Origin of the sequence: Pseudooceanicola nanhaiensis (genome assembly GCF_020171315.1) — a bacterium.
In the GTDB taxonomy this organism is placed as follows: Bacteria; Pseudomonadota; Alphaproteobacteria; order Rhodobacterales; family Rhodobacteraceae; genus Pseudooceanicola; species Pseudooceanicola nanhaiensis_A.
Genome location: NZ_JAIUZP010000009.1, coordinates 41,394 through 52,604, shown reverse-complemented (window position 1 = coordinate 52,604; position 11,211 = coordinate 41,394). Strand labels below are relative to the sequence as shown.

The following is an 11,211-nucleotide window of genomic DNA, read 5'->3' as shown; positions in this document are numbered from 1 at the left end:
TTCCTCGTTCCTCACATGTAAAGACAATCGCGCAGCGTGATCAGCGCCGGCGTCATCTCGTCTATTGGGGCCACCATGGCGACCCGGATGTATCCCTGCCCGGGGTTGTCCCCCTCCACGTCGCGGCTGAGGTAGGCGCCGGGCAGAACCCGCACGCCGGTCTCGGTCCAGAGTTTGACGGCGGCCTGTTCGCCGTCCTCCACCGGAAGCCACAGGAAGAAGCCCGCGTCAGGGCCCTTGTATCCCGGCACGCCGTCAAAGACCGCGTCCGCCGCGTCGTATTTGGCCTGATAGAGCGCGCGGTTCTCTTCCACGTGCGTCTCGTCGGACCAGACCCGCTCGGCCACGCGCTGCAGCGGCAGCGGCAGGGGGGCGCCGGAATAGGCGCGCAGCTGGCGCACCCGTTTCATCGTCTCGACCCCGCCCGCCACGAAGCCCGAGCGCAGGCCCGGCAGGTTCGAGCGTTTCGAGAGCGACTGGAAGATCACCACCCGCTCCGGGTCGGCCCCGATCTCGGCCGCGACTTCCAGCGCGCCCGGGGGCGGCGTGTCGCGGTAAAGCTCGGAATAGCATTCGTCGGCGAAAATCTGGAAATCGTACTTCTCGGCCAGGGCCAGCAGGTCGCGCCAGTAGCCCTTGTCGGCCACCGCGCCCTGCGGGTTCGAGGGCGAACAGACATAGGCTGCGGTGGTGCGGTTCAGCACCTCCTCGGGCAGCGCACCGTAATCGGGCAGATAGTTGTTCTGCCGCGTCGCGGGCACGAAGACGGGCTGCGAGCCCACCGAAATCGCCGCGATCATGTAGACCTGATAGAACGGGTTCGGCAGCAGGATCGCCGGTTTCTGGCCGTTCTTCTCTTCGGGGCAGACCGCCATGGCGATGTTGTAGAGCCCCTCGCGGGTGCCGTTGAGCGGCATCACCTGCTTGGTGGCATCCAGCGTCACGCCATAGCGACGGGTCACCCAGTCGCCGATCGCCTGCTGAAGCTGCGGCGAGCCGTCGTTGGGAGGATAGGAGCCGAAGCCTGCCATATTCTCCGCGATGACCTCCGGCACGAAAGCCGGGAAGGCGTGCTTGGGCTCGCCAATGGTCATATGCACGACGTTGCCGCCCGCGGGACGGGAATCAAGCAACGTCCGCAGACGCGGAAACGCATACTCCGGAAGGTTCGAAAACCGCTCAGGAAACATCTATACTGCCTCGAATTCGGGATCATTTTCGCCCCGTTGGCTGCGAAGGTAACGCATGCCGGGGGCATTCGTCCAGCGCCGCCCGCGCGGGCGGCGCTGATTTGTGGCATTTAGGTCAGGACCTTCTCGGCGACTGCGCCAATCCGCAGCAGGGCCTCCTCGCCCATGGGGCGGCCCATCAGCATCAGCCCGCAGGACGGCGTGCCGGTGGGCAGCGTCAGCGCCGAAAGCCCCATCATGTTGCCGACGCGGGTATTGCGCAGCGCCAGCAGGTTCTCGGTCACGTAATAGGTCTCGTCCTCCACCAGCCGCAGCGCGTCGGGCGGCAGGATCGGAGAGGTCGGCGCCAGCACGGCATCGAAGCCCGCCATGCGCGCGGCCCACTCTGCGCGGGCCTGCTCCAGCGCCTGCCAGGCCGCCACGTAGTCGGCGGCAAGGGCCGTGGCCCCGGCGCGGAAGCGTTCGAGGATGCGGTCATACATGACCTCGGGGTTGGCCTCGATCACCTCGCGCCACAGGCCATAGGCCTCGGCGGTGAAGAGCAGCCCGGAGAGCGCCATGGCGCGGTCCACCTCGGGGGCGGCCACCTCGACCAGCTCGGCGCCCGCGGCGCGCAGCTTCTCCAGCGCGGCCTCAAAGGCGGCCTTCGGTTCGGGGCGCAGGTCGTCGAGAACGCAGGTGGTCAGCACCGCCATGCGCACGCCCTTCAGCGTGGCCCCGGCGAGGTCGGCGGGCTTGCCGCCCTCGATGGCCGCCAGCAGCAGCCCCGCGTCCTCGACCGAGCGGCAGAGCGGCCCGATGGTGTCGAACTTCAGGCAGAGCGGCACGACCCCCTTCAGGGTGATCCGCACGGCGGTGGTCTTGAGCCCCACGAGGTCCTGCCATGCCGAGGGGATGCGGACCGAGCCGCCGGTGTCCGAGCCGATGCCCGCCGCCGCAAGGCCGAAGGCGACCGAGGCCCCCGCGCCCGAGGAGGAACCGCCCGGCACCGCCTTGGGATCGTTCACGTTGGGCGAGGTCGCGGTCATCGGGTTCAGCCCCAGCCCCGAGAAGGCCAGTTCCGACATATGCGTCTTGCCGAGGCAGACGAGGCCCTGCGCCGTGGCATTGGCAAGCACCGGCGCATCCGCATCGGGCACCCGGCCCTTCAGCAGGCGCGAACCGGCCTCGGTCGCCACGCCCGCCGAATCGAACAGGTCCTTCCAGCTGATCGGCACCCCGTCCAGCGGCGAGAGGCGCAGGCCCGCGCGGGCACGTTCCGCCGCGGCGCCGGCTTCGGCCAGGGCGCGGTCATGGGTGACGACCGTGTAGATCCGGTCGCGGTCGGGGTGGGCGTCGATGGCGTCCAGATAGGTCTTGGTCAGCGCCACCGGGTCGATGGCGCCGCTGCCGATGCCGCGGCCGAGATCGGCGGCAGTCATCCATAGCCAGTCCTGCATGTGGGTACTCCTTGCGTCGCCGGGACGGTAGCGCCAGCGGGACGCATGGACAATCCCGCCCGGGGGCGCATATTGCGCCGCATGGAACATGATGCCGATATCCTGATCACCGGGGGCGGGCTGAACGGCCCCGCGCTCGCTCTGGCCCTCGTGCGGGCCGGCTTCCGTGTCACGCTGGTGGATGCGCTGCCCGCGCAGGCGCAGGGGGCCGATGACTTCGACGGGCGCTCCTATGCGCTCGCCCTTGCCTCGGTCCGGTTGCTGACGGCGATCGGGGTCTGGGACCGGGTCGGCGACAAGGCCCAGCCGATGCTGGACATCAAGGTCACCGACGGCCGCGCCGGCGAAGGGCCCGCGCCCTTCTGGATGCATTTCGACCACCGCGAGATCGAGGAAGGCCCGATGGGCCAGATGCTCGAGGACCGCTACCTGCGCCGTGCCTTCGCCGAGGCGATGGAGGCCGCCCCCGGCCTGACCGTCCTGCATGGCGAGACAGTGATCGCGCAGGAGCCGGGCGTCGATGGCGTCACCGTCACGCTGGCCTCGGGGCAGAGCCTCTCGGCCAAGCTGCTGGTGGGCTGCGACGGGCGGGCCAGCGGCACCGCCGCGCGGGCGGGCATCAAGCGCACCGGCTGGGACTACGGCCAGACGGCGCTTGTCTGTGCCATCGCCCATGAGCTGCCCCACGAGGGCGTGGCGCACCAGTTCTTCATGCCCCCCGGCCCGCTGGCGATCCTGCCCCTGCCCGGCAACCGCTCTTCCATCGTCTGGAGCGAGCGGCACGGCGCGGCCAAGGCGATCAACGCGCTGACGGACGAGGACTACCTCGCCGTGCTGAGGCCCCGGTTCGGCGATTTCCTCGGCCAGATCAGCCTTGCGGGCAAACGCTTCTCCTATCCGCTCGGCCTCTCGCTGGCGCAGAGCTTCATCGCGCCCCGCGTGGCGCTGATCGGCGATGCGGCCCACGGGATGCACCCGATCGCGGGTCAGGGGCTCAACGCGGGCCTGCGTGACATCGGCGCGCTGGCGCAGGTGCTGGAGGAGGCCCAGCAGCGCGGCGAGGACATCGGCGCCGAGACGGTGCTGATGCGGTATCAGGAATGGCGGCGCTTCGACACGGCGACGCTGGCCATGGCGACCGACCTGTCGAACCGGCTCTTCTCGAACGACAACCCGCTGCTGCGGCTGGCGCGCGACGTCGGCATGGGGGCGATCAACGCCCTGCCGCCCCTGCGCCGGAGCTTCATCCGCGAGGCCGCGGGTCTGACCGGCGAGTTGCCCGCGCTGATGCGCTGAGGCCCGGGCCGCCCCTTGCGCGGCCCCCTCCCCTGCCCTCGACGGCCCCCCTGCCCCGCTCCGGGGGGCACCGCCGCGCCCGGGTCAGGGCGTCAGGGCCATGCGGCATAGCTTTCGTCGCCCCGCGCCCGCCGCGCCTTGGCCAGTTTGCGGAAGCGTGCAGGGCTCTGCCCCACCTGCCGGGTGAAGAAGCGGTTGAAATACCCCGGATCGCCATAGCCCAGCCGGAAGGCGACCTGCGCCACCGGCATGCCGGTATCGGCCAGCAGGGCGCAGGCCTCGCGCGTAAGGGCCCGGTGCAGGTAGCCTTGGGGCGAGAGTTCCGTCGCCCGCCGGACGGCAGAGCCGAGCCGGTCCCGCGTCACGCCAAGGGCCGCGGCGTAATCCCCGATCTTCCAGTGTTCGCGCAGGTGTTGCCCGGCAAGGATGACGAAGCGTTCCGCCAACCCCTGCGGTGCACGGCCGTGGGCCACCAGATCGGCGCGTGCGCCGCGCCACAGGTGCAATAGGATCAGCCCGACATACTGCACCTCTGCCAGATCGGCGCCCGGGCCCGCCGTGCGTCGTTCCTCTTCCAGCCCGTCGATCAGCGGCAGCAGTACGCGACCGGCCTCTCCCGCCAGCGACATCGGCTGGCCCAGCGTCCGGCGCATCTGGTCCCCCAGCGGTGTCGCGGGCAGGGCCCCGGTCAGGGCCGCCTGCGGCAGGGTCAACAGCGTGCCCCGGCTGCCCGCCCCGATCAGCAGTTCGCGCCGCAGCCCGGCCGGCAGCCAGAGCAGCCGGGGCGCGGTCGTGCCCTCCGCGCCGCCCTCCCCTGCCGACAGGCGCGCCTCGCCCGCATCGAGCAGCAGCAGATGCGCCGCGCCCTGCGACAGGCCATAGCCCGCCTGCCCCAGCGGACTGCGAATCCGCTGAACCATTGCCGCGGCGCGGCGTCGGCTGGGCCTGAAAATCCTCTCCTCCATACCCCAAGGGAATGCCCGATCCCGCCGGGCAAAATCAATCAGAAGTACAAGAATGGGCCACAGGAGTGCATTTTTAACCGCCCTGCCCCGCCGTAGCCTGTGCCTATCGTCCGCCGGGGAGTGCGGTGGGCGAGACGTGCGTCCGGGAGGGACGCGATGGGAGGACAACATGACATATTTCACGCGGCGCGCTTCGCTGTGCGCCATGACGGCTGCCCTGTCGGTCGGGCTCGGCCTCGGGATGACGACGGCGCTGACCGGCCCGGCCCATGCCGCAGACACGGTGACCATCGGTTACGCCGTCTCGAAATCCGGGCCCAGCGCGACCGGCGCGGGGATCACCACGATCCCGAACTACGAGCTCTGGGTGAAGGAGGTGAACGCGGCGGGCGGCCTGAAGATGCCCGACGGCAGCCAGCGCATGATCGAGGTGATCGAGTATGACGACCGGTCCTCGAACCAGGACCTCGTGCGCGCGATCGAACGGCTGGCGACGCAGGACAAGGTCGATTTCATCCTGCCGCCCTGGGGCACCGGGGCCAACCTTGCCATCGCGCCGCTGATGGATCGCTTCGGCTATCCGCAGCTGGCCGTGACCTCCGTCACCGACATGGCGCCCGATTTCGTGAAACGCTGGAAGCGCAGCTTCTGGATGCTGGGCGGCGGCCATGACTATGCCAAGGGCCTGGCCGAGGTGCTGGCCGCGGCCAAGGCGGCGGGCACGTTCAACGGCAAGGTCGCGATGATCTCGGTCGCGGACGGCTTCGGCATCGACCTCGTGAAGGGGGCGCGGCCCGCCTTTGCCGAGGCCGGGCTGGAGCTGGTGATGGACGAGACCTATCCGCTGGGCACCTCCGACTTCGCCGCGCTGATGAGCGAGGCCAAGGCCAGCGGCGCAGGCGCCTTCGTGGCCTTCGCCTATCCGCCGGGTTCCTTCGGGGTGACCAAGACGGCGCAGTCCATGGGCTACAACCCCGAGGTCTTCTACATCGGCGTCGGCGGGGCCTTCCCGATCTATCCCGGCATCGCCGATGGCAAGGCCGAGGGCGTGATGTCCATCGGCGGCGTGGACGGCAACAGCCCCGCGATCCAGGCCTACTTCGAGAAACACACGGCCGAGATCGGCACCCCGCCGGACAGCTGGGCCTCCTCGATCACCTATGCCTCGCTGGAGATGCTGCAGCAGGCGATCGAGCGGGTCGGCCTCGACCATGCGGCGCTGGCCGAGGAATTCTCGACCGGGACCTTCGAGACGGTGCTGGGCACGACGAAGCTGGAGGACAACCAGCTGCGCGACCTCTGGTGGGTCGGCCAGTGGCAGGGCGATCACTTCACCGCCGTGAACCCCGCCGACCGTGCGGGCGCCACCGCCCCCGTGATCCCGAAACCCGAGTGGTGAGTGCGCGCGGGCGGGGGCATCGCCCCTCGCCCGCTGGCCTCCCCTCCCCCGGCCTGCTGCTGGCCGGTGCAAGGATGTGACGATGTTCCTGACGATCCTCATTCTCGGGCTGGTGCTGGGTGGCACCTATGCGCTGCTGGCGCTGGGGCTGACCCTGCAATACGGCATCGCCCGGATCATGAACCTTGCCTATGGCGAGGTGACCCTGGCCGCCGCCTTCGTGCTGGTGGCGCTCTTCAAGGCCATCGGCCTGCCGCCCCTGCTGGGCACGCTGCTGATCGTGCCCGCGGGCTATGGCGCGGGCTGGCTGCTCTATACCGTGATGATGCGCCCGCTGGTGGCGCGCTCGGGCGCCTCGGGGCGGCTGGAGGTCGACTCGATCCTCGCCACCTTCGGGCTGCTCTTCCTGATCCAGGGCCTGCTGCTGGTGGCCTTCGGCGCGAATTTCACCTCGATCTCCTACCTCGACCGAGGGGTGAACATCCTCGGCGTTTCGGTGGCGCTGAACCGGCTGATCGCCTTCGGCGTCTGCGTCGTGGCAGGCGGGGCGCTGACGCTGGCCCTTGCCCGGACCCGCTGGGGCATGGTGATGCGCGCGGTGGCGCTCTCGCCCGGGTCGGCCCCGCTGGTGGGGATCGACGTGATGCGCGTGGCGCGGCAGGGCTTTGCGCTTGGCACCGCTCTGGCCGCCTGCGCCGGGGCCTCCATCGCCATGGTGCAGACCTTCTCGGCCACGGACGGGGTGGTCTATACCATGAAGGCGCTGATCATCGTGATCATGGGCGGTGTCGGCAACGTGCCCGGCGCGCTGATCGCGGGCTTTGCCCTCGGGCTGGTCGAGACCTTCGTGGTCACCACCATCGACCCGGGCCTGACACTGGCCGCCACCTTCGCCATCTTCCTCTGCGTCCTGCTGTGGCGGCCGCAGGGCCTGTTCGGGAGGGGCTGAGATGATCCGCATCGCACTTCCCCTTGCGGGGCTTGTCCTGCTGGCCCTCGCGCCCCTCGCCCTGTCCGACTACGGGCTTGGCCTGCTGATCGGCATGGCGGGCTACGTCACGCTGGCCTCCAGCTGGGCGCTCTTCTCCGGGCACACCCGCTATATCTCGCTGGCCACGGTCGCCTTCTACGGCACCGGCGCCTACACCGTCGCCGTCCTGAACGAGGCCCTGCCCTATCCGCTGGTCCTGCTGGCGGCAGGCGGGATCGGCGCCGCCCTCGCCCTGCTGGTGGGGCTGTCGACCCTGCGGCTGGCGGGCGTCTACTTCGTGATCTTCACCTTCGGGCTGGCCGAACTCGTCCGGCAGCTGATCACCTGGTACGAGGTCACGATCACCGGCACGCTGGGGCGCTACATCTTCCTCGATATCACGCCCGCGCAGATCTACTGGCAGCTGCTGGCCCTGGCCGCGCTGACGCTGGCGCTGACCGCATGGATGCACCGCCGTCCGCTGGGACTCGCGCTGCGGGTGATCGGCGACGACGAGGTGGTGGCCGCCCATGCGGGCATCAACCTCGCCCGGGTCAAGCTGGTGGCCTTCACCCTCTCGGCGACGATCATCACCCTCGCGGGCGCGATCGCCTCGCCCCGCTGGGTCTATGTGGAGCCCGCCATCGTCTTCAACCCGACGGTCAGCTTCCTGACGGTGATCATGGCGCTGCTCGGCGGGGCCAACCGGCTCTGGGGCCCGCTCCTCGGTGCGGTGCCGCTGTTCCTGCTCTTCGAGTATCTCTCGGTCCACTTCCCCGACACCTATCCGATCTTCCTCGGCGCGCTCTTCATCGCGGTGGTCTTCGTCCTGCCGGAGGGCGTTCTGGCGGGGCTGGAGAAGCTGCGCCTGCGCCGCAGGCCCACCACGCGGGAGGCCAAGGCATGACCTTCCTGACCATCGACAAAGCGGTGAAGCAGTTCGGCGGGCTGCGGGCCGTGGACGGCGTCAGCCTCTCGCTTGAGGCCGGCGAGGTGCTGGGTCTGCTGGGCCCCAACGGATCGGGCAAGACGACGCTGCTGAACCTGATCTCGGGCGCCCTGCCCGCGACCTCGGGGCGGATCGCGCTGAACGGCACGGTGCTGACCGGGCGCCGCCCCGACCAGATCGCACGCGCCGGTGTGGCGCGGACCTTCCAGCTGGTGCGCATCCTGCCCTCGCTGACGCTGATGGAGAACGTGATGATCCCCGCGGTCTTCGGCCATCGCGCCCACTGGGGGGCCGCCGCCGAGACGGTGGCCCGCGACGCGCTGGAGGCGGTTGGCCTCGGCGCGCGGGCGCAGGGCATCGCGGGCGACCTGCTCTACCTCGACCAGAAGCGGCTGGAACTGGCCCGCGCCCTCGCGGCAGAGCCGGAGCTGCTGCTGCTCGACGAATGGCTGGCCGGGTTGAACCCGACCGAGTTGCAGGAGGGCATCGAGCTGATCCGCTCCCTTGCCGGGCGCGGTCTGGGCATCATCATGGTGGAACACATCATGGAGGCGGTCCGGGCGCTCTGCCCGCGCTCCGCAGTCATGAACTCGGGCCGGCTGATCGCCGACGGGCCGACGGGCGACGTGCTCTCGGACCCGGCGGTGATCGCGGCCTACCTCGGGGAGGTGGAAGATGCTTGAGGTCCGTGACCTGACCATCGCCTACGGGCGTCACGTGGCGCTGGAAGGTGTCTCGCTCAGCGTTGCGCGCGGCGAGATGGTGGCGATCCTCGGGGCCAACGGGGCGGGCAAATCCTCGCTCCTCTCGGCCATCGCGGGCCGCGTCGCGCCGCGCACCGGCGCGATCGGCTATGACGGCCAATCGCTTCTCGGGCTGCCGCAGCATGGGCTGGTGGACCGGGGGATCGCGCTGGTGCCGGAGGGGCGTGGCATCTTCCCCGGCCTCACCGTGGCCGAGAACCTTGCCCTTGGGGCCAACCCGATGCGGGCCCGCGCCGGGGCCGCCGCCACGCGGGAGGAGGTCCTGACGCTCTTTCCCCGCCTTGCCGAACGCCGCCGCCAGATCGCCGGCACCATGTCGGGCGGCGAACAGCAGATGGTCGCCATCGGGCGGGCCCTGATGTCGAAACCCGACCTCCTGCTGCTGGACGAGCCGAGCCTCGGGCTGGCCCCGATCGTGGTGCAGGAGGTCTTTGCCGCCCTCGTCCGCATCCGTGACACCGGCCTGACGATCATGATCGTGGAACAGAACGCCCGCGCCACGCTGGCGCTTGCCGACCGGGCCTACCTGCTGGAGGCCGGGCGGATCATCGGTACCGGCCGGGCCGACGCCCTGCGCAATGACCCGGCCGTGGTGCGCGCCTTCCTCGGCGGCCTCTCCGGCAATGCCCCGGCGCAGGCATGACAGACCGAGGGGGATCGCAGGCGGGCCCGACCCGCACCAGGCCCGCCCGCCCCAGACACGAACACCAGACCTGACACGACGAACGACCCGAAAGGACCCGCAATGGACAGCCTGAACCTCTACATCGACGGCCGCCACCGTCCCGCCAGCGACGGGCGCAGCTTCACCCGCGCCAACCCCGTCAGCGGCGCGGTGGTGACCACTGCCGCTGCCGCCTCTCTCGACGATGCCGCCGCCGCCGTGGATGCTGCCGCCCGTGCCTTCCCCGAGTGGTCGGCCACCACGCCCGGCGCCCGGCGCAAGCTGCTGATGGCGGCCAGCCAATCGCTTCAGGCGCGCGGGGACGACATCGTGCAGGCGATGAAGGACGAGATCGGCGCGACCGAGGGCTGGGCCCGGTTCAACGTCATGCTGGCCGCCGACATGCTGGTGGAGGCCGCCGCCCTGACCACCCAGATCAAGGGCGAGATCATCCCCTCGAACCGGCCCGGCACCACCGCCTATGCCATCCGGCAGGCGGCGGGCGTGGTGCTGGCCATGGCGCCGTGGAACGCGCCGGTGATCCTTGGCGTGCGCTCCATCGCGACGCCGCTGGCCTGCGGCAACACCGTGGTCATGAAGACCTCCGAACTCTGCCCGCGCACCCATGCGCTGATCATCGAGGCCGTGGCCGAGGCGGGCCTGCCCGCCGGCGTGGTCAACGCGATCTCCAACGCGCCCGAGGATGCGCCCAAGCTGGTCGAGGCACTGGTGGCCAACCCGGCGGTGCGCCGGGTGAATTTCACCGGCTCGACCCGGGTCGGCAAGGTGATCGGCGAACTGGCTGGCCGCTACCTGAAACCGGCGCTGCTGGAACTGGGCGGCAAGGCCCCGATGATCGTGCTGGAGGACGCCGACATCGACAAGGCCGTCGCGGCGGCGGGGTTCGGCGCCTACATGAACCAAGGCCAGATCTGCATGTCGACCGAGCGGATCATCACCGTGGGCGCGGCGGGCGATGCCTTTGCCGAGGCCTTTGCCAAGAAGGTCGCAAGCCTGACTGCAGGCGACCCGAACGAGGGCGCCGCGCCGCTCGGTTCGCTGGTAACGCAGGCAGCGGCAGACCGGATCGGCGACCTGATCGCGGATGCCACCGACAAGGGCGCGACCCTGATCGCGGGCGGCGGCAGCGGCACGATCCTGAACGCGGCCGCCGTGGATCACGTGACGCCTGAAATGCGGCTCTACTCCGAGGAGAGCTTCGGCCCCGTGGCGGCAATCATCCGCGCCGGTTCGGTGGACGAGGCGGTGCGGATCGCGAACGAGAGCGAGTTCGGCCTCTCGGCGGCGGTCTTCGGGCGCGACGTGATGGCCGCCATGGGCGTGGCCCGGCGCATCGAGAGCGGCATCTGCCACGTCAACGGCCCGACGGTACATGACGAGGCGCAGATGCCCTTCGGCGGCGTGAAAGCCTCGGGCTATGGCCGGTTCGGCGGGCTCTGGGGCGTGGCGGAATTCACCGAGCTGCGCTGGATCACCGTGACCGAGGGCGCGCCGCACTACCCGATCTGAGAGAGGACCGCGCCGCCAGTTGGGCCACCCTGACGTCCGGGGGAC

10 protein-coding genes are annotated in these 11,211 nt (G+C 70.2%); 7 read left to right on the top strand and 3 right to left on the bottom strand.

The window, feature by feature from the left end:
• Positions 1 to 11 precede the first annotated feature (11 nt).
• Positions 12 to 1,190, bottom strand: coding sequence for an aminotransferase class I/II-fold pyridoxal phosphate-dependent enzyme (locus tag LCM32_RS15785; protein WP_224822053.1), 1,179 nt, complete (start codon positions 1,188 to 1,190; stop codon positions 12 to 14).
• Between the two features lie 110 nt (positions 1,191 to 1,300).
• Complete coding sequence (locus LCM32_RS15780; RefSeq protein ID WP_224822052.1) at positions 1,301 to 2,629, bottom strand: amidase; 1,329 nt, start codon at positions 2,627 to 2,629, stop codon at positions 1,301 to 1,303.
• A gap of 81 nt (positions 2,630 to 2,710) precedes the next feature.
• Here LCM32_RS15780 and LCM32_RS15775 point away from each other — a divergent pair, with 81 nt between their 5' ends.
• Entirely contained in the window at positions 2,711 to 3,925 is a 1,215-nt protein-coding gene (locus LCM32_RS15775; protein ID WP_224822051.1) for an FAD-dependent monooxygenase, read from the top strand.
• 92 nt (positions 3,926 to 4,017) lie between these two features.
• Here LCM32_RS15775 and LCM32_RS15770 read toward each other — a convergent pair whose 3' ends face one another.
• A complete protein-coding gene (locus tag LCM32_RS15770) occupies positions 4,018 to 4,845 on the bottom strand; it encodes a helix-turn-helix transcriptional regulator (protein WP_224822050.1) in 828 nt (275 codons plus the stop codon).
• Positions 4,846 to 5,095: 250 nt separating this feature from the next.
• Between LCM32_RS15770 and LCM32_RS15765 the strand changes: the two genes are divergently transcribed.
• The 6 genes from LCM32_RS15765 to LCM32_RS15740 all read left to right on the top strand — a co-directional run bounded on the left by LCM32_RS15765 (position 5,096) and on the right by LCM32_RS15740 (position 11,166).
• Positions 5,096 to 6,289 carry an amino acid ABC transporter substrate-binding protein gene (locus LCM32_RS15765; protein WP_224822049.1) on the top strand — a complete coding sequence of 398 codons (1,194 nt, stop codon included), beginning with the start codon at positions 5,096 to 5,098 and terminating at the stop codon, positions 6,287 to 6,289.
• 82 nt (positions 6,290 to 6,371) lie between these two features.
• Positions 6,372 to 7,238 carry a branched-chain amino acid ABC transporter permease gene (locus tag LCM32_RS15760; protein WP_224822048.1) on the top strand — a complete coding sequence of 289 codons (867 nt, stop codon included), beginning with the start codon at positions 6,372 to 6,374 and terminating at the stop codon, positions 7,236 to 7,238.
• Between the two features lies 1 nt (position 7,239).
• A complete protein-coding gene (locus LCM32_RS15755; protein WP_224822047.1) occupies positions 7,240 to 8,166 on the top strand; it encodes a branched-chain amino acid ABC transporter permease in 927 nt (308 codons plus the stop codon).
• Positions 8,163 to 8,891, top strand: a complete 729-nt coding sequence (locus tag LCM32_RS15750) for an ABC transporter ATP-binding protein (RefSeq protein WP_224822046.1) — start codon at positions 8,163 to 8,165, stop codon at positions 8,889 to 8,891. Before LCM32_RS15755 ends, LCM32_RS15750 begins: the two co-directional genes overlap by 4 nt.
• Positions 8,884 to 9,615 carry an ABC transporter ATP-binding protein gene (locus LCM32_RS15745; protein ID WP_224822045.1) on the top strand — a complete coding sequence of 244 codons (732 nt, stop codon included), beginning with the start codon at positions 8,884 to 8,886 and terminating at the stop codon, positions 9,613 to 9,615. Before LCM32_RS15750 ends, LCM32_RS15745 begins: the two co-directional genes overlap by 8 nt.
• 102 nt (positions 9,616 to 9,717) lie before the next feature.
• Positions 9,718 to 11,166 (top strand): aldehyde dehydrogenase, encoded by a 1,449-nt coding sequence (locus tag LCM32_RS15740; protein ID WP_224822044.1) that lies wholly within the window; start codon positions 9,718 to 9,720, stop codon positions 11,164 to 11,166.
• The last annotated feature ends 45 nt before the right edge of the window (positions 11,167 to 11,211 follow it).